This window comes from Pseudomonas sp. IT-P100, assembly GCF_949767185.1.
GTDB classification, from domain to species: domain Bacteria; phylum Pseudomonadota; class Gammaproteobacteria; order Pseudomonadales; family Pseudomonadaceae; genus Aquipseudomonas; species Aquipseudomonas fluorescens_B.
Genome location: NZ_CATKQK010000022.1, coordinates 15,965 through 34,261 on the forward strand (window position 1 = coordinate 15,965; position 18,297 = coordinate 34,261).

The following is an 18,297-nucleotide window of genomic DNA, read 5'->3' on the forward strand; positions in this document are numbered from 1 at the left end:
TGCTCGACATCGGGGTGTCCAGAAACGCTCGTTCATGAGCGCGTCCCATAAAAAACGCCCCGGTATTCATCGAATGCCGGGGCGTTTTTTTATCAGTGTTTATTGCGCCACTGGCAGGTTTCGATGCCGCGCCATGCGCAACCGGTAGCATCCGTAGATGACCAATACCCACACCGGCATGGCGTACACCGAGGCGCGCACCGGTGGAATCATCCAGATGACGCAGATGATCACGGCCATGAACGCCAGGCACAGGTAATTGGTGTAGGGCGACCAGAATGCCTTGAAGCCTGGCACGATGCCGCGCTGAACCATGGCCTTGCGAAACTTCAGGTGCGTGAGGCTGATCAGCGCCCAGTTGATCATCAGCGAGGCGACCACCAGGGCAAACAGCATCTCAAGCGCTTCATGCGGAGCGACGTAGTTGACCACCACGGCCAACATCGTGATCAGCGCCGATACGCCCAGCGCCAGTAACGGAACGCCTTGCTTGTTCAGCTTCATCAACACCTTGGGTGCATCGCCTTGTTCGGCCAGGCCATAGAGCATGCGGCTGTTGCAGTAGACGCCGCTGTTGTAGACCGAGAGCGCGGCGGTGAGTACCACGAAGTTGAGGATTTGCGCGGCGGTGTCGCTGCCGATCAAGGCAAAAATCTGCACGAACGGACTGCCGCTGTAGGCATCGCCCGAGGCGCCCAGTGTTTGTAGCAGTTGGTCCCAGGGGTACAGCGACAGCAACACGGTGAGTGCGCCGACGTAGAAGATCAACACCCGATAAACCACTTGGTTGATGGCCTTGGGAATGACCTTTCTTGGCTCGCTGGCTTCAGCGGCGGTGATGCCGACCAGTTCCAGGCCGCCGAAGGAGAACATGATGAACGCCATCGCCATCAGCAGACCGGTCGTGCCGTTGGGGAAGAAACCGCCGTGACTCCACAGGTTGCTCACCGATGCTTGCGGGCCGCCGGTGCCGCTGAACAGCATGTAGCAGCCGAGGAGGATCATGCCGATGATGGCCACGACCTTGATGATCGCGAACCAGAATTCCATCTCGCCGAAGACTTTGACGTTCAAGGTGTTGATCAGGTTGACCAGCACGAAGAATACCGCCGCGCTGACCCAGGTCGGCACCTCCGGCCACCAGAACTGCACGTACTTGCCGACGGCTGTCAGCTCGGCCATGCCCACCAGCACATACAGCACCCAGTAGTTCCAGCCGGACAGGAAACCGGCAAAGCCGCCCCAGTAATTGTGAGCGAAGTGGCTGAAAGAGCCTGCCACCGGTTCTTCAACAATCATCTCGCCCAGTTGGCGCATGATCAGGAACGCGATGAAACCGGCAATCGCGTAGCCGAGGATCATCGACGGTCCGGCGGACTTGAGCACTCCGGCGGAGCCCAGGAACAGCCCCGTACCAATGGCGCCGCCCAATGCGATCAGTTGAATGTGCCGATTTTTCAACCCCCGCTTGAGCGTTGCCGGTTGCAATATTTCATCCGCCATCTGGTTCCCTTTTGGTTGTTGTGGTCAGGCCTGATTTGAAAGGGCAGATATTACTCCGCGCGGTCCTCGCCATACAGGTGCCAGTTGGGCCAAACACCGGTTTTCAAGGCGCGCGCAACGCGTCGAGCAAGGCTCTGGCATAACCGGGCAGGCCAGTGAATGAACGTGCGCACAACAACAGTTTGCGCTGTGCCCAGTCTTCCTTCAGGGCGAAGCTCTTGAGCGGTTGATCGACGGCCCGGCGCTGGATCGCTGCCAGCGGCACAATCGCCAGCCCGGCGCCGTGAGCGACCATGCGCATTACGCCGTCGAAGCCTTCCGCACGGATGCGGATTTGCAGGCGCATTCCCGCGTGCAGTGCCTGTTCTTCGAGGTACACCGCCAGTGCACTGTTAGCGCTCAGGCCAACGTAATCGTGATGCAGGGTGTCGCTGAAGTTTGGTGTCACGCCGCTCGCCAGGGGATGGTCGGGCGGCATGATCAGCACCAGCGGATCATCGCGAAAGGGCAGGATCTCGAGGGCGTGGGTGTCCACGGCGTCGGAGACGATGCCAAGGTCTGCAGCGCCCTGGCGCAGGGCGTGAGTGATACGGGCGCTGGGCAACTCTTGCAGGTCAATGTCGAGGTTGGGATGACGGCACAGAAAGTCTGCCAGCACTTCCGGCAGGTGCTCGGTGATCGCTGTGGTGTTGCACAACAAGCGCACCTGGCCTTTGACGCCGTTGGCATATTCGGCCAGGTCCTGCTGCATGCGTTCGGCCTGTTGCAACAGGCGTCGGGCGTGTTGCGCCAGGGCTTTTCCGGCGGGCGTGGGGGTGACGCCGCGCCGACCGCGTTCGAGAAAATCGATTCCCAGCGATGACTCCATGGCGCGGATTCGTGCGCTTGCCGCCGCCAGGGATAAATGGCTGCGAGCGGCGCCGGCGGTGATGTTGCCGGTGTCGAGGATGTTCAGGTAGAGACGCAGGTCGGTCAGGTCGAAGTGCATTACAGCAACCTCAGAATATGTGTTGTCTGGACGGACGCCATCGCGAGCAGGCTCGCTCCCACATTTGTCCGCGTCAGACCGGACGACGCGTTTAACTGTGGGAGCGAGCCTGCTCGCGATGGCGTCAGTGGAAGCAATGAATTTTAAGCCTCTGAAAAAACAAGAGGCACCCTCAGTGTATGGCAGATTTTCACGCAGCCATTCCGGGCTCAGGATAAGCCCATGAATACACTCTCTGCGTTTTATCAAAACCTCGGCCTGGCCCTTTCCCTGCTGGTCATTGCGACCTTCCTGCTGGCCGGCATGATCAAGGGGGTCATCGGTCTCGGCCTGCCGACCATCGCCATGGGGCTGCTCGGTCTGGCTATGGCGCCGTCGCAGGCTGCGGCGTTGCTGATCATTCCCGCGACCCTGACCAACGTCTGGCAACTGGCATTCGGCGGGCATTTGCGTGGGCTGGTCAAACGGCTGTGGCCGATGCTGCTGGCGATCTTCATCGGTACCGGCGCCGGTACGTTGTGGATCGGCATGGCCGGCGGTCATTGGGTGGTGCGAGGCCTGGGCGCGGCGTTGCTGCTCTACGCGCTGAGCGGGTTGTTCCTGCCGACCTTGCGCATCGGCAACCAGGCCGAACGCTGGTCAGGGCCGCTGTGCGGCGTGCTGACCGGCGTCATCACCTCGGCTACCGGCGTCTTCGTGATTCCGGCGGTGCCGTACCTGCAAGCACTGGGTTTGAGCAAGGATGAACTGGTGCAGGCGCTGGGCCTGTCGTTCACGGTGTCGACCCTCGCACTCGCCGCTGGCCTGTTGTGGCGTGGGGCGTTGGGCAGTGGCGAGCTGAGCGCGTCATTGCTGGCACTGATCCCGGCCGTGCTGGGCATGTTGCTGGGCCAGTGGCTACGGCAGCGGATCAGCGCCCCCTTGTTCAAGCGCGTGTTTTTCATTGGCCTCGGTGTACTTGGCGGCCACTTGCTGGTCAGCGGGTAGCGGACGACGGGCTGAGCATCTCGATGGCGCGGATCTCGAAATCCCGCTCCAGGTATTCCTCGCGTTGCTCAAGGAACTGCTTCATGTGCGGCAGGTTCGAGTGCACATCGAGGTGGGCCTGGGATTGCCAGATCTCGAAGAAGATAAACAGCGTCGGGTCCTGTTTGTCGCGCAGCATGTGGTACTCGATGCAGCCGGGCTCGGCGCGGCTCGCTTCTACATAGCCACGGAAGAACGCTTCGAAGGCGTCGGATTTTTCCGGGCGGGTCTTGGCGTGCAGGATGAAGCCTTGCATTTCACTCATCAAAAATCTCCTCAAGTTCAGAATCGGCGCAAGTTTATGGCAACAATCGCCTGTTGATTCGTGCGTATGGGTCAAATGAGTTTTGTGAATTCAGGGCTTATTCCGCGCGAGGCGGGCCATTAACCTGCCGCCATCCAATTTCTGACCCTTCCGAGATTTCCCATGAAAAAAGTCCTGTTGCTCAATGGCGGCAAAAAGTTTGCTCACTCCGACGGCCGCTACAACGCCACCCTGCATGAAGCCGCGTTGAGCGTGCTGGATCGCGGCGGTGTTGACGTGAAGGCCACGTTCATCGACGAGGGTTACGACGTCGCCGAAGAAGTCGCCAAATTCCTCTGGGCGGACGTGATCATTTATCAGATGCCCGGCTGGTGGATGGGCGCGCCGTGGACGGTGAAGAAGTACATCGACGAAGTTTTCACCGAGGGCCACGGCAGCCTCTACGCCAGCGACGGTCGCACCCGTTCCGACGCCTCGCAAAAGTACGGCAGCGGCGGTCTGGTGCAGGGCAAGCAATACATGTTGTCGCTGACCTGGAACGCGCCGCAGCAAGCCTTCGACGACCCGACCGACTTCTTCGAAGCCAAGGGCGTGGACGCGGTGTACTTCCCGTTCCACAAGGCCAACGAGTTCATCGGCATGACCGGTTTGCCGACGTTCCTGTGCGTTGACGTGATGAAGCGCCCGAACATCGAAGCCGACGTGGCGCGTTATGAACAGCATTTGAAAGAGGTGTTTGGCCTCAAGGCTTAAGGCTCGGCTACTATCGATACCTGTAGCAGGCACTGAACTGTGACGAGGGCTTTTTTGTGGCGAGGGAGCTTGCTCCCGCTGGTGCGCGAAGCGGACCCCAAATCAGCGAACGCGGTGAATCAGGCGGACCCTGCAGGCTGATTCACGACGGCGCCGCCGCCGAGCGGGAGCAAGCTCCCTCGTCGCATCAGGCTTCTTTTGCACAGTGAATTTGCGCCGGACTATCGATAAGGGACACATGTGAAAGCCAGATCCGATGAGTTGCAGATTTTCGTCTGCGTGATTGAGTGCGGTTCGATTTCGGCTGCGGCCGAGCAGGTCGGGCAAACGCCTTCGGCGGTCAGTCGCACGCTGTCGCGGCTGGAGGCCAAGCTCGACACCACACTGATCAACCGCACCACGCGACGCATGGACCTGACCGAGGAAGGGAAGTATTTCTTCGAGCACGCCAAGCTGATTCTCGATCAGATGGACGAACTCGAAGAGCGCCTCAACTCACGCCAGCAAACCCCGTCCGGGCGTCTGCGGATCAACGCCGCCTCGCCGTTCATGCTGCACGCCATCGTGCCGTACATCGATGAGTTCCGCCGGCTCTACCCGGACATTCAGCTGGAGCTCAACAGCAACGACCTGATCATCGACCTGCTCGAACAGAGTACCGACATCGCCATCCGCATCGGCACCCTGGCCGACTCGACCCTGCACGCCCGTTCGCTGGGTTGCAGCCCGCTGCACATCGTCGCCAGCCCGGCCTACCTTGAGCAACATGGCACTCCGATGGTGGTCGAGGACCTGACGGGGCGCGCGCTGCTGGGCTTTACGAATAACGAAGGGCTCAACCAATGGCCGTTGCGTTATGTGCATGGCGATCGCTGGCCGATTCAAGCGTCGATCAGCGCGTCCAGCGGCGAGACGATCAGGCACCTGGCGCTGGAGGGCCAGGGCATTGCCAGCCTCTCGCATTTCATGACCATCGACGACATCCGCGCCGGGCGCCTGAAGGTGCTGCTGGCGGATTTCAACAGCGGCTACCGCCAACCGATCAACGCGGTGTACTACCGCAACTCGCAACTGGCCTTGCGGATTCAATGCTTCCTGGACTTCATCCAGGGCAAATTGGCGGTCTACGCGAACTCGGATTTCAAGGGCTGATTCGTGATCCCTGCGCAAGAGTGAATTGGGTCAACGGGGATTTTTCGTCCGCGATGACTACTTGATACTCGTTGCATCACTTATTCACGCAGGGAGTTTCTCCATGAACGTATTCGTTACCGGCGCTGCCGGTTTTATCGGCGGCTCCATCGCCACGGGTCTGGTCCGCGCTGGCCACACAGTTACCGGCCTGGTGCGCAGCACCGAACAGGCCAATGAATTGCGCGCTTTGGGCATCACCCCGGTCATCGGTACTCTTGACGACAGCGCACTACTGGCTGAACAGGCCCGCGCTGCCGACGCCGTGATCAACGCCGCCAGCAGCGATCATCGCGGCGCGGTGGAAGCGTTGCTCAATGCCTTGCGCGGTTCCAACAAAGTGTTCCTGCACACCAGCGGTTCGAGCATCGTCGGCGATGCGTCGGGCGGTAAATCCAGCGACGTCATCTATGACGAAGACAGCTTGCCGGAGCCGACCGTCGACAAGGCTGCACGCGTGGCCATCGACAACCTGATCCTCGCCGCAGCGAAAGACGGCGTGAACTCGGCCGTGATCTGCAACACCCTGATCTACGGCCACAGCCTGGGCGTCAAGCGTGACAGCGTGCAGCTGCCGCGCCTGCTGAAACAGGCGCGCAAAAGTGGCGTGGTTCGTCATGTCGGCACGGGCCAGAACATCTGGTCCAACGTGCACATCGAAGACGTTGTTTCCCTGTACCTGCTGGCGCTGACCAAAAACGTACCGGGCACGTTCTACTTCGTTGAAAGCGGTGAAGCGTCGTTCATCGACATGACCACGGCGATTGCCGAAGCGTTGAAGCTGGGTGAGCCACAAGACTGGCCACTGAAGGATGCCGAGGCCGAGTGGGGTTATGAAATGGCCAACTATGGTTTGGGTTCCAACAGCCGTGTGCGCGGCAAGCATGCGCGGGAACTGCTGGGTTGGGCGCCGCAGCGGACGTCTGTGGTTGAGTGGATTCGGGACGAGATGGTTTGAGTTCGCTGTAGACCGCGTCATCGTTCATTGCGGGCAAGCCACGCTCCGCCAGGATTTGCGTCGTTCACAAATTGGATGAACGACGCAAATCCTGTGGGAGCGTGGCTTGCCCGCGATTGCTTTTTTAGCCGCACGGCAACTGGCCGGGCCAGGCTCAATTCCGTAACATCCGCCCCCTCTATCCCTGCTGTGTCCTGTTCCCATGAAAGCAAAACGTCTGCGCGCCGATCTCCTGGCCGGGCTCACCACCTCATTTGCCCTGCTTCCCGAATGCATCGCCTTCGCGCTGGTGGCCCACCTCAACCCGCTGATGGGGCTTTATGGAGCGTTCATCATTTGCACCCTGACTGCGCTGTTCGGCGGCCGGCCGGGCATGGTGTCGGGCGCGGCCGGTTCGATGGCCGTAGTGATCGTCGCGTTGGTGGTGCAGCACGGTGTGCAATATTTACTCGTGACGGTGTTGCTGGGTGGCCTGATCATGCTGGCGTTCGGGTTGCTGAAACTCGGCAAGCTGGTACGCATGGTGCCGCACCCGGTGATGCTCGGCTTCGTCAACGGCCTGGCGATCATCATTGCGTTGGCGCAACTCGAACACTTCAAGAGCGGTGACGCCTGGCTCAGCGGCACGCCGTTGTATGTGATGACGGGGCTGGTGGCGCTGACGATGGCGATTGTCTATCTGCTGCCGCGTCTGACGCGTGCGGTGCCACCGGCATTGGTGGCGATTCTTGGCGTGGGGCTGGCGGTTTATCTGCTCGGCCTGCCGACCCGCACGCTCGGCGACATGGCACACATCGCCGGCGGCTTGCCGACGTTTGCCTGGCCGGACATTCCATGGACGCTGGACACCCTGCGCATCATCGCGCCTTACGCGATCCTGATGGCGCTGGTCGGTCTGCTGGAAACCCTGCTGACCCTGAACCTCACCGATGAAATCACCGAAAGCCGTGGCTTTCCGGATCGCGAGTGCGTGGCGCTGGGCGCGGCCAACATGGTGTCCGGTGTGTTTGGCGGCATGGGTGGCTGCGCGATGATCGGCCAGACCGTGATCAACCTCAGTTCCGGAGGTCGTGGCCGGCTGTCCGGCGTGGTGGCCGGTGTGCTGATTCTGCTGTTCATCCTGTTTTTATCACCCTTGATCGAGCGCATCCCACTGGCGGCACTGGTCGGGGTGATGTTCGTGGTGTCGCAGCAAACCTTCGCCTGGGCTTCGCTGCGGGTCGTGAACAAGGTGCCGTTGAATGACGTGCTGGTGATCGTCGCGGTGACGGTCATTACCGTGTTCACCGATCTGGCCACCGCCGTGCTGTGCGGGATCATCATTGCCGCGCTCAACTTCGCCTGGCAGCAGGCTCGCGAACTGTATGCCGACAGTCACCTCGAAGCTGACGGCAGCAAGCTTTACTTGCTGCATGGCACGCTGTTCTTCGCCTCGACGACGCCTTTTCTCAACCAGTTCGACCCTGCCAATGACCCGTCCGTGGTGACGATCGACTGCCGTCACCTGAGCTTCGTCGATTACTCAGCCATCGCGGCGCTCAAGACCCTGCGCGAACGCTACGCCAAGGCCGGCAAGCACCTGCGCGTGCTGCACTTGTCCGAGCGTTGCAAGAAGTTGCTCAAGCGTGCGCGGGTGAGTCACGACTGAGTAACATCGGGCAGGCGCGATGAAAATCCGCCTGCCCGATTTTCATATCCGCCGACCTCGCATGCCTCTGCGCGACAACCCTTACCCCTCCACGAAAATTACTTTCACCTCGTTTGAGTTTCACGCTTCGAAATGTTTTAAGAGTTTCACAAAACTTTCGACGTGACCCTTTCGAGGAGTACCGCATGACCCTGTCCTTCGGCTATTGGCTGCTGGTGTATGCCGCCATCGCCATCATTGCCCTGATCGTTCTGATCGCCCGTTACCGGCTTAATCCCTTCATCGTCATCACCCTGGTGTCCATCGGCCTCGCGCTGCTGGCCGGCATGCCGCCGTCCGGGGTGGTCGGTGCCTACGAGGCCGGCGTCGGCAAGACCCTGGGGCATATCGCGCTGGTGGTGGCGCTGGGCACGATGCTCGGCAAGATGATGGCCGAGTCCGGCGGTGCCGAGCAGGTGGCGCGCACCTTGATCGACCGTTTCGGCGAGAAGAACGCGCACTGGGCGATGGTCTGCATCGCGTTCCTGGTCGGGCTGCCGTTGTTCTTCGAGGTCGGTTTTGTGTTGCTGGTGCCGATCGCCTTTACCGTGGCGCGCCGGGTCGGGGTGTCGATCCTGATGGTCGGGTTGCCGATGGTCGCGGGTCTCTCGGTGGTGCATGCCCTGGTGCCGCCGCACCCGGCGGCGATGCTGGCGGTGCAGGTGTATGGGGCGTCGGTCGGGCAGACTTTGATGTATGCGATTCTGATCGGCATTCCGACCGCGATCATCGCCGGTCCGCTGTACGCGAGGTTCATCGTGCCGCGCATTCAATTGCCGGCGGAAAACCCGCTGGAGCGGCAGTTCCTCGAACGCGAACCACGCGACAGCCTGCCGGGTTTCGGCATCACCATGGCGACCATTCTGCTGCCGGTGGTGCTGATGCTGATCGGCGGCTGGGCCAACCTGATTTCCACGCCGGGTAGCGGCTTCAACCAGTTTCTGCTGTTCATCGGCAACTCGGTGATCGCCTTGCTGCTGGCGACCTTGCTGAGCTTCTGGACCCTCGGCATCGCCCAGGGCTTCAACCGCGAATCGATCCTCAAGTTCACCAACGAATGCCTGGCGCCGACCGCCAGCATCACCCTGCTGGTCGGCGCTGGCGGCGGGTTGAACCGGATTCTGGTGGACGCCGGGGTGACCGATCAGATCGTCAGCCTGGCCCATGAATTTCACCTGTCGCCGCTGCTGATGGGCTGGCTGTTCGCCGCGCTGATGCGCATTGCCACTGGCTCTGCCACCGTGGCCATGACCACCGCGTCGGGCATCGTCGCGCCGGTGGCCATTGGGCTGGGCTATCCGCATCCGGAGTTGCTGGTGCTGGCGACGGGCGCGGGGTCGGTGATCTTTTCCCACGTCAACGACGGCGGCTTCTGGTTGATCAAGGAATACTTCAACATGAGCGTCGCCCAGACCTTCAAGACCTGGACCGTGCTGGAGACCATCATTTCCGTGGTCGCCTTTGCGTTGACCGTAGGTCTTTCTTACCTGATTTAACCGGAGCCGCCTGCCATGGACATCCTCTATCAGATCCGCGCCCGTCAGGATTCCTTCAGCGCCGGCGAAGGACGCATCGCCCGGCTGATGCTCGACGACGTAGGGTTTGCCTCTGCCGCCAGCCTCGATGAGCTGGCGCTGAAAGCGGAAGTCAGCACCGCCACGCTGTCGCGTTTCGCCCGCACTGTGGGTTGCCGCGACTTGCGCGACCTGCGCCTGCAACTGGCTCAGGCCAGCGGCGTCGGCAGCCGTTTTCTCGACCCGGCGGGCACGCCCGATCAGTCGGCGTTCTACGGGCAGATTGTCGGCGATATCGAGTCCACTTTGCGCCAGCATCTGGCGGCGTTCGACGAGTCGCGTTTTGCTGATGCAGTCAAACTGCTGGGCAAGGCACGGATGATTCATGCGTTCGGCATGGGCGGTTGCTCGACCTTGTGCAGCGATGAACTGCAGGTGCGGCTGGTGCGGTTCGGTTACCCGATTTCGGCGTGCCACGACCCGGTGATGATGCGCGTCACTGCGGCCAGCCTGGGCGCGGAACACGCGGTTATTGTGTGTTCGCTGACCGGCATCACTCCAGAATTGCTCGAAGCCGTCGCGCTGGCGCGCAACTACGGCGCACGGATTGTCGCCATCACCCGGGCCGACTCGCCGCTGGCGCAATTGGCCGATGTGCTGCTGCCGCTGCAGGGCGTCGAAACCTCGTTCATCTACAAACCCACGGCGGCGCGCTACGGCATGCTGCTGGCCATCGACGTGCTTGCCACCGAACTGGCGCTGGCCAATCCTGAAGACAATCAAGAGCGTCTGCGGCGGATCAAACTTGCCCTGGACGATTACCGCGGCGGCGACGATCACTTGCCGCTGGGAGACTGACATGATGTACGACACGCTGATTCGCAACGCTCTGATCATCGATGGCAGCAACGCCCCCGGTTACCCCGCCGACCTGGCGATTCTGAATGGCCGCATCGAGCGCATCGGCGACTTGCACGACGCCACAGCCACTGAAGAAATCGACGCGGCAGGGAGGGTGCTGGCGCCAGGTTTCATCGATGTGCACACCCACGACGACACGGTGGTGATCCGCCAGCCGCAGATGCTGCCCAAGCTCAGCCAGGGCGTGACCACCGTCATTGTGGGCAACTGCGGGATCAGCGCTTCGCCGGTAAGTTTGAAAGGTGATCCACCCGACCCGATGAACTTGCTCGGGACCTCGGCGGCCTTCGTTTATCCGACCTTCCGCGACTACCGCACGGCGGTCGAGGCGGCGAACACCACCTTGAACGTCGCCGCACTGGTGGGCCACACCGCGTTGCGCAGCAATCACCTCGACGACCTGTTCCGCACCGCCACGCCGGATGAAATCAGCGCGATGCGTGAGCAACTGCGCGAAAGCCTTGAAGCGGGCGCCTTGGGCTTATCCACAGGCCTGGCCTACGCCAGCGCCTTCTCGGCCTCCACCGATGAAGTGATGCAACTGACCGAAGAACTGACCGCGTTCGGTGCGGTGTACACCACCCATTTGCGCAGCGAGTTCGAGCCGGTGCTGGAAGCCATGGACGAGGCGTTCAAGATCGGTCGCCATGCGAAGTCACCGGTGATCATTTCCCACCTCAAATGTGCCGGCGCTGGTAACTGGGGGCGGAGTCCTCAGCTGTTGGCGTCGCTTGAAGCGGCCGCGAAAACCCACCCGGTGGGCTGCGATTGTTATCCCTACGCGGCGAGCTCTTCGACCCTGGACCTCAAGCAAGTCACCGACGCCCATCGCATCACCATCACCTGGTCCACACCACACCCGGAATTGGGCGGTCGCGACCTGCTGGACATTGCTGCGGAATGGAGCGTGCCATTACTCGAAGCTGCTCGCCGACTGCAACCGGCCGGCGCGGTGTATTACGGAATGGACGAGAACGATGTGCGAAGAATCCTCGCGCATCCGCTGTCGATGGTCGGCTCTGACGGACTGCCGGAAGACCCGTTTCCGCATCCGCGGCTGTGGGGCGCATTCCCGCGGGTGCTCGGACATTTCAGTCGCGATGTCGGGCTGTTTCCGCTGCACACGGCGGTGCACAAAATGACCGGATTGTCCGCGGCGCGATTCGGCTTGAAACAGCGCGGCGAAATCCGTGAAGGGCATTGGGCGGACCTGGTGTTGTTCAATCCTGCAACCATTCGCGATGTCGCCGATTTCAGTGACCCGCAACGCGCGGCAGAAGGCATCGACGGCGTGTGGGTCAACGGTGTGTTGAGTTACAGCGAAGGGCAGGCAAACGGCAGAAGGGAAGGGCGGTTTCTGGCGCGGGAAGGGGATTTGCGTGACGGGTTTCAGTAAGCATTTCGAGTGCTGCGTCACAGTGGTGGCACATTGCGATTAAAGAAAGCCCTCGCCAAGCCGAAGCGCTGACACTAGCCCGGCTACACTCTGGGCCTTTCCAGTCTGGGAGCAACTTTATGAGCTGCGGCAAAACCACCCCGATCCTGCGGATTTTCGACGAAAACAAAGCCGTGGAGTTCTACGTCGACTTCCTCGGTTTCAAGATCGACTGGCAGCATCGTTTCGAGTCGGATTTTCCGTTGTACCTGCAAGTGTCCCGTGGCGAATGCGTGCTGCATTTGTCCGAGCACCACGGCGACAGCACACCGGGTTCGGCGCTGCGCATCGAGACCGATGAACTGGAAGCGTTCCAGCAGCAATTGCTCGCCAAGGAATACAAGTTTTCGCACCCACAGATCCAGGCCATGCCGTGGGGCAGCCAGGACATGACCATCGCCGACCCGTTCGGCAATCGGTTGGTGTTTACCAATGCGATCAGTGTGTAACGCGGCGGGGTCGAGTCAGATCTGCCTTGGCGCCAGATAGAGCGTTGAATACCAGGCCGGGCGGATCCGAATTATCTGTTGCTTGTCGAAAGCCATCGCGGGCTTGCCCGCGATGGGGTCAGTGATTCAATGCTGACTGAATGTCAGACGCGGAAATGGCTGACCATCATCTGCAACTGATTACCCAACCGTGCCAGTTCAACACTGGACTTGGCCGTTTCGTCGCTGGCCGCGGCGGTCTGTTCGGACACGTCGCGCACATTGATGATGCTGCGGCTGATCTCTTCGGCCACGGCGCTTTGCTGTTCGGCAGCCGCGGCGATCTGCTGGTTCATCGACTGGATGTTGGACACTGTGCGGGTGATGTTTTCCAGTGACACACCGGCCTTGCGGGTCAGGGCGACGCTGCTGTCGGTGAGGGCGCGGCTGTTGTTCATCACGGTCGACACTTGTTGCGTGCCGTTTTGCAGACCCGCCACCAGGCCTTCGATTTCCTCGGTGGATTTCTGCGTGCGCTGGGCCAGGCCACGAACCTCGTCGGCCACCACCGCAAAACCACGACCGGCTTCACCGGCACGGGCGGCTTCGATGGCAGCGTTGAGCGCCAGCAGGTTGGTCTGCTCGGCGACGGCCTTGATCACGTCCATGACGCTGCCGATCTTGTCGCTTTCCTGTTGCAACACGCTCATGGCTTCGGTGGAACGCGCCACTTCGCTGGCCAGGCGTTCGATCTGGGCGATGGCTTCGTTGACCACCTTGTCGCCTTCGCGGGCTTCGCCGTCGGCAGCGGCTGCGGCTTGCGAGGCTTCTTCGGCGTTGCGTGCGACTTCCTGCACGGTGGCCGTCATTTCGTGCATGGCGGTGGCCACCTGATCGGTCTCGATCTTCTGGCTGTTCACGCCGGCGCTGGTCTGCCCGGTCACGGCCGACAGTTCTTCGGCAGCGCTGGCGATCTGGGTCACGCCGTCGCGGATGCCGCTGATCAAGTCGCGCAGGGTCACGCCCATGCGTGCGATGCCTTGCTGCAACACACCGAGTTCGTCGCGGCGAGTGACCTTGACGTCCTGGGACAGGTCGCCGCTGGCGATGCGTTCAACCACGGCCAGCGTGTCGCGCAGCGGGCCGGTGATCTGACGGGTGATGATCACGGCGGCAATGACGCCCACCAGCAACGCCAGCAAGGTACTGATCAGTTGCAGGGTGCGGGCCTGTGCGCTTTCGGCGTCACGACGGTCGAGCTGGATCTGATACAGCTGCTCGCTGAGGCTCACGATGGCGCCGCCCTGGTCGGTCATCTCCTTGCGTGCCTGCACCGCATCGACGCTCGCGGTCTTATAGGCCTGCAAAGCGCTGCGGTAATTGTGCAGCGCGGTTTCCAGTTGACGCAGGGCGTCCTGCTGAGAGTCGGCGAAATGCACATTCAGTTGTTTCAGGCTGGCGATGGCCGCGTCCAGTTGGCCGACGGCTTTCTGCTCGGTCTCGGCGTTGGTGGTCGCGGTGTAGCCGCGCACTTCGTAGCGGGCCAGCATGAACGCTTCCTTGGCGGCGGTGATGGCCTGGAATTGGTCGAAGCGCTGATCGCTCAGTGGCATTTGCTGTACGTGGGTGTTGATGGCGTTGATCAGCGAGTACGCGTTTTCCGCATTGGCGCCCATGGCGTCGCGTGCGCTGTTACCGGTGCGGTAGGCGCTGCGCATTTTGTTCAGGGACGTTTTGTACGCCTCAATCTGCGTGCCTTGCTCTTTGAGCAGCTTGATGTTTTCCGGGCTCTTGAATTTCACCAGCAGCGCTTGTTGCTGAGCGGCAAATGCATCCAGGGTGGTCTGTACATTCTGTGCGGCGGTTTCATCGCCGTTGGTCAGCATGTATTGCAGGCGAACCACACGCAGTTTGGTCAGGCCGGCATTGAGCTGGGTGATGTCGCTCATCCAGTTGCTGCGGTCAATCAAGCCGCCCAGGCTTGTCCAGCCGGTGAGGGCGAGGATGCAGGTCAGTGCCAGGACCAGGCCAAACCCCAGGCCCAGTTTCATGTTCACGCTGATGTTGCCGAACCAGCTATTCATCAAATTCCTCCAGGAACGTTGCGCTTTTTGGTCGTCGGTTGGCTGGAAGATTGTTGTTTTTGGTAGCCAAGGATATGTAGCAGGTCTGTATCGGCAGCAAGCACGAGAGCTGAAAGGATTTTGTTGGAGCGATGTGTAACAAGGTTTTTGAGGGTGAATTAAGCTTTTTTTCACATCGGTTTCACCCCTGGCGGACGCCAGGCTCCCTACCCTCGCGGCATCGAATCAAGGGATGCATGCCGGTGAGGCGGCCTGATGTGGAACTGAGACTGAATCTGTTCGGGGTAACGCGCTCGATTGATCTGAGCCGTTTGACCCGCTATCGAAATACTGCGGTAGTGCTGGCCTCTGTGCTGTTGGTGATTCCGCTGACGGTCTGGCTGTTGCGGCCTGCCGCGGTGCCAGACCTGGCCCACGGCAATGTCGCCGGCGCCCAGGCGTTACTGAGCGGCTGGGCCAAGGGGGACCTGATTGTGCTGGTGCGTCATGTCGAGCGCTGCGATCACTCCAAAGCCGCGTGCCTGAGTGGCAATGACGGCATTACCGATCGCTCCCGCAGTGTCGCGGTGAGTGTCGGTGCGCAGTTCGAACAGTTGGGGCTGGAAAAGGCAGACATCTACAACAGCCCGATGATTCGTACCGCACAGACCGCCGGCTATATGTTCAACAAGGTGAGCGCCAATGAAGACTGGCTGATCAGCTGCAAGGGCACGATGCTGCGCGACGCGCTGGCGCACAAAGTGGCAGGTCGCAATCTGATTCTGGTGACTCACAGCGAATGCATGGCGCAGATTGAGAAAGACCTCAAGTTACCGGCTGCCACCCTCGGTTACGGTGCCTCTTTGTTTATCTCCGCCGCCACACCACAAACACCGCAAATGCTCGGTTTCATCGAAGCTTCCGACTGGCGCACGGTGACCTCCCAATGAGTAAGTCCCTACGCTTTTACGGCTTCAATTTCGGTATTCCGCTGGCCTGTGCGGCGATGGTTTTCCTGTTGTTCGACATGACGAAAATCGACATCGCGTTCAGCAATCTGTTTTTTGATCCGGTGACCCAGACGTTTCCGCTCGACCAGGTTCACTTCTTTGAAAAGCTCACCCACAAGTGGGCGCGCATCATTCCGAACTGGACCGGTGAACTCGCGTTGATCGGCGCGATGCTGTCGTTTGTCTGGCCGCTGACCAACCCGCAGAAGCATCCGCGCCTTGGCCGTTTTCTGGTGCGGAGCAAAGCCGCTTCGGTGCTGCGATTTACCCACGACCATCGTCGGGACTTTCTGTTTGTAGTGTTCGCGTTTGCCATTTGCACCGGTGTGATTCATTTCCTCAAGTCGCACACCAGCGTGTATTGCCCGATTGAAACGACCCTCTACGGCGGAAAAATTGCCCATATGGAGTGGTACAGCAACTTCCAGTTGTTCAGGGAGGCCGGCGATGGCCGCTGCTGGCCGGGCGGGCATGCTTCGGGCGGGTTCACCATGCTTGCGTTGTACTTTGTTGCGCGCCGTTACCGCTGGCGCCATTCGAAAGCGCTGATGTACGGCTCGCTGCTCCTCGGTTTCGTCTACGGCACGACTCGGGTTCTGCAAGGCTGGCATTACATGTCCCACACCCTCTGGGCCGGGATCTTCGTCTGGCTGGCGTGTTTGCTGACTGCGTTGGCTTTTTATGGGCGAGCGCGCCTGGAGTTGCCCGTGCTGCAAAAGCACAAAGAGCCGCTGGTTTTAATCCAGTCGACCAGTGTTTCCTGAAGGCAAAAAAAAGCCCGCGGGAGGGCGGGCAAACCGTAGTTTCTTGAATGAGCGAGGGCAATGTACCGGTTGGCGAGGTGTGTCGGGGTGAAGAAAAATTTATGTGGCGCAATGGCCTTTCGCTGCGAAGGGTTATTGGCTTTTTTATAAACACACCATAAATGCCATGCCACTCCCCCGACGTCACCGTGTGCCTGACATGATGCTCCCACCGCCGCACGCCCAATCCCTCCCGCCGATCCAGCGACGCCCGACCGTCAGGTCCATGATCAGCGTCGGTTGCGACCCCGCGTCAAGCAGCGCACCCCCCGCCGTCAGGCAACGGATCTCGGCCTGAAGTCCGCACACCAGCACGTGTCCCACTTGCAAACTGGACAGATAATCTATGGCCATCAGACGATGGCGCGTAGCCATGCCTGATGAAAATGCGATCAGCGTGGATCAGGTTTTCATCGTCCGGTGTGGGGGGGCGCCGAGTTATTTCTCGAAAAGTGGTTCCAGAGGCGGTGTCGCCTGAGTCATTGGATGTCGATATGTCATTTATTAATGTCGTCAATAAAATGGCGAATAATCGTTGTCGAGAGCCGTGTGGCGGCTTAATGGACAAACTATTGACAGTGCGTCGCCGATCTCACATTATCTGCGCCGCATTAATGGCCTTGCGCCATAAAATCGACGTTGCCGGACACTACCGACTGAACCTTTGAGATTGAGAAGATGTCGCAGTCTCAGGCGTGAGAGGCTAAGTGCCATCAGCTCGAATCAATGATCTACAGAGTCACCGTTTGGCGGACTTTACATACGAAGTGTCCGTGTGAATCTTCAGGAATAAACTTCATGCTTGATGGGCGAATACTGGTTACCGGCGGTGCAGGATTTATTGGGTCACACCTTGTGGAAGCGTTGCTTGGCAAAGGCTACAAGGTTCGCGTACTGGATAATTTGTCGACCGGAAAGGTCGGTAATCTGCCGGTGGGTAACGCCAATCTGAACCTGGTCGTCGGCGATGTAGCGGACGATGCCGCGGTAGAACAAGCCATGCGTGATTGCACTGCAGTCGTGCACCTGGCGGCGGTGGCCTCGGTACAAGCCTCGGTAGATGATCCGGTCAGCACCCATCAAAGCAACTTCGTTGGCACGCTCAACGTGTGTGAGCACATGATGAAGGCCGGTATCAAGCGCGTGGTATTCGCGTCCAGCGCGGCCATCTACGGCAACAATGGCGAAGGCTCTGCGATCGACGAGGACACCCCCAAGTCCCCGCTCACGCCTTATGCCAGCGACAAACTGGCCAGCGAGTATTACCTGGACTTCTACCGCCGTGAACATGGCCTGGAGCCGGTGGTCCTGAGGTTCTTCAATATCTTCGGCCCGCGCCAGGACCCTTCGTCGCCGTACTCCGGCGTGATCAGCATTTTCACCGAACGGGCCATGGCCCGGCAGCCTGTGGCGATTTTCGGCGACGGTGAACAGACCCGTGACTTTGTCTACGTCCAGGACCTGGTAAGCATCCTCGTCCAGGCCGTGGAAGCCAACGAACCGAGCCCCGGCGCGGTGAATGTCGGGCTCAGTCGTTCCACCAGCCTCAACGATCTGATCACTGAACTGGGGAACGCCACCGGCAACCCTCTGACGGTGACTTATCAGGCGCCGCGTCAAGGCGATATTCGCCATTCACGCGCTAATAACGCTCGCCTGCTCGAGCGTTTTACGCTGGCGACACCGACCTCCATTGGTGACGGTTTAGCACAGCTTTTGCGCAGTTTGTAACCCGCCCGTTCCACCCATTGG

The 18,297-nt window shown here is 60.4% G+C and carries 17 protein-coding genes and 1 pseudogene; 12 read left to right on the forward strand and 6 right to left on the reverse strand.

What is annotated here, in order from left to right; all coding sequences use genetic code 11:
• Positions 1 to 99: 99 nt before the first annotated feature.
• Both ACM6IQ_RS16220 and ACM6IQ_RS16225 read right to left on the reverse strand, forming a co-directional pair.
• Complete coding sequence (locus ACM6IQ_RS16220) at positions 100 to 1,503, reverse strand: amino acid permease (protein ID WP_414879320.1); 1,404 nt, start codon at positions 1,501 to 1,503, stop codon at positions 100 to 102.
• A gap of 103 nt (positions 1,504 to 1,606) precedes the next feature.
• Positions 1,607 to 2,491: a LysR substrate-binding domain-containing protein gene (locus ACM6IQ_RS16225; RefSeq protein ID WP_414879321.1), complete on the reverse strand. Its 885-nt coding sequence runs from the start codon at positions 2,489 to 2,491 to the stop codon at positions 1,607 to 1,609.
• A 222-nt stretch (positions 2,492 to 2,713) separates the two neighbouring features.
• Here ACM6IQ_RS16225 and ACM6IQ_RS16230 point away from each other — a divergent pair, with 222 nt between their 5' ends.
• Positions 2,714 to 3,478, forward strand: a complete 765-nt coding sequence (locus tag ACM6IQ_RS16230) for a sulfite exporter TauE/SafE family protein (protein WP_017336417.1) — start codon at positions 2,714 to 2,716, stop codon at positions 3,476 to 3,478.
• Here ACM6IQ_RS16230 and ACM6IQ_RS16235 read toward each other — a convergent pair.
• Positions 3,468 to 3,782: a putative quinol monooxygenase gene (locus ACM6IQ_RS16235; RefSeq protein ID WP_017336418.1), complete on the reverse strand. Its 315-nt coding sequence runs from the start codon at positions 3,780 to 3,782 to the stop codon at positions 3,468 to 3,470. The genes ACM6IQ_RS16230 and ACM6IQ_RS16235 overlap by 11 nt on opposite strands.
• Positions 3,783 to 3,944: 162 nt before the next feature.
• On the opposite strand from ACM6IQ_RS16235, the gene ACM6IQ_RS16240 reads away from it, so the two are divergent.
• The 8 genes from ACM6IQ_RS16240 to ACM6IQ_RS16275 all read left to right on the forward strand — a co-directional run bounded on the left by ACM6IQ_RS16240 (position 3,945) and on the right by ACM6IQ_RS16275 (position 12,690).
• Positions 3,945 to 4,535, forward strand: a complete 591-nt coding sequence (locus ACM6IQ_RS16240) for an NAD(P)H-dependent oxidoreductase (RefSeq protein ID WP_017336419.1) — start codon at positions 3,945 to 3,947, stop codon at positions 4,533 to 4,535.
• A gap of 240 nt (positions 4,536 to 4,775) precedes the next feature.
• Positions 4,776 to 5,687 carry a LysR family transcriptional regulator gene (locus tag ACM6IQ_RS16245; protein WP_414879322.1) on the forward strand — a complete coding sequence of 304 codons (912 nt, stop codon included), beginning with the start codon at positions 4,776 to 4,778 and terminating at the stop codon, positions 5,685 to 5,687.
• A gap of 103 nt (positions 5,688 to 5,790) precedes the next feature.
• The gene (locus tag ACM6IQ_RS16250; protein ID WP_017336421.1) at positions 5,791 to 6,684 is read left to right on the forward strand and encodes an NAD-dependent epimerase/dehydratase family protein; all 894 of its coding nucleotides are present in this window, start codon (positions 5,791 to 5,793) and stop codon (positions 6,682 to 6,684) included.
• 202 nt (positions 6,685 to 6,886) lie between these two features.
• Positions 6,887 to 8,332 (forward strand): SulP family inorganic anion transporter, encoded by a 1,446-nt coding sequence (locus ACM6IQ_RS16255; RefSeq protein WP_414879323.1) that lies wholly within the window; start codon positions 6,887 to 6,889, stop codon positions 8,330 to 8,332.
• 185 nt (positions 8,333 to 8,517) lie between these two features.
• The gene (locus ACM6IQ_RS16260) at positions 8,518 to 9,867 is read left to right on the forward strand and encodes a gluconate:H+ symporter (RefSeq protein WP_052909684.1); all 1,350 of its coding nucleotides are present in this window, start codon (positions 8,518 to 8,520) and stop codon (positions 9,865 to 9,867) included.
• A 15-nt stretch (positions 9,868 to 9,882) separates the two neighbouring features.
• Complete coding sequence (locus tag ACM6IQ_RS16265; protein ID WP_414879324.1) at positions 9,883 to 10,743, forward strand: MurR/RpiR family transcriptional regulator; 861 nt, start codon at positions 9,883 to 9,885, stop codon at positions 10,741 to 10,743.
• 1 nt (position 10,744) lies between these two features.
• Entirely contained in the window at positions 10,745 to 12,202 is a 1,458-nt protein-coding gene (locus ACM6IQ_RS16270) for an N-acyl-D-amino-acid deacylase family protein (protein WP_414879325.1), read from the forward strand.
• A 119-nt stretch (positions 12,203 to 12,321) separates the two neighbouring features.
• Positions 12,322 to 12,690: a glyoxalase superfamily protein gene (locus tag ACM6IQ_RS16275; RefSeq protein ID WP_017336425.1), complete on the forward strand. Its 369-nt coding sequence runs from the start codon at positions 12,322 to 12,324 to the stop codon at positions 12,688 to 12,690.
• A 143-nt stretch (positions 12,691 to 12,833) separates the two neighbouring features.
• Here ACM6IQ_RS16275 and ACM6IQ_RS16280 read toward each other — a convergent pair whose 3' ends face one another.
• Positions 12,834 to 13,697, reverse strand: a complete 864-nt coding sequence (locus ACM6IQ_RS16280; protein WP_414879634.1) for a methyl-accepting chemotaxis protein — start codon at positions 13,695 to 13,697, stop codon at positions 12,834 to 12,836.
• A gap of 42 nt (positions 13,698 to 13,739) precedes the next feature.
• A pseudogene (locus ACM6IQ_RS16285) lies at positions 13,740 to 14,753 on the reverse strand (methyl-accepting chemotaxis protein); the annotation flags it as partial.
• Between the two features lie 257 nt (positions 14,754 to 15,010).
• On the opposite strand from ACM6IQ_RS16285, the gene ACM6IQ_RS16290 reads away from it, so the two are divergent.
• Both ACM6IQ_RS16290 and ACM6IQ_RS16295 read left to right on the forward strand, forming a co-directional pair.
• Positions 15,011 to 15,682 carry a histidine phosphatase family protein gene (locus ACM6IQ_RS16290; protein ID WP_017336427.1) on the forward strand — a complete coding sequence of 224 codons (672 nt, stop codon included), beginning with the start codon at positions 15,011 to 15,013 and terminating at the stop codon, positions 15,680 to 15,682.
• Complete coding sequence (locus tag ACM6IQ_RS16295; protein ID WP_414879326.1) at positions 15,679 to 16,506, forward strand: phosphatase PAP2 family protein; 828 nt, start codon at positions 15,679 to 15,681, stop codon at positions 16,504 to 16,506. The genes ACM6IQ_RS16290 and ACM6IQ_RS16295 overlap by 4 nt, the downstream gene beginning before the upstream one ends.
• 183 nt (positions 16,507 to 16,689) lie before the next feature.
• On the opposite strand, the gene ACM6IQ_RS16300 is transcribed toward ACM6IQ_RS16295, so the two are convergent.
• On the reverse strand, positions 16,690 to 16,899 hold the full coding sequence (locus tag ACM6IQ_RS16300) for a hypothetical protein (protein WP_414879327.1): 210 nt from the start codon (positions 16,897 to 16,899) through the stop codon (positions 16,690 to 16,692).
• 444 nt (positions 16,900 to 17,343) lie between these two features.
• On the opposite strand from ACM6IQ_RS16300, the gene ACM6IQ_RS16305 reads away from it, so the two are divergent.
• Positions 17,344 to 18,276, forward strand: a complete 933-nt coding sequence (locus tag ACM6IQ_RS16305) for an NAD-dependent epimerase/dehydratase family protein (protein ID WP_017336429.1) — start codon at positions 17,344 to 17,346, stop codon at positions 18,274 to 18,276.
• Positions 18,277 to 18,297: the final 21 nt, after the last annotated feature.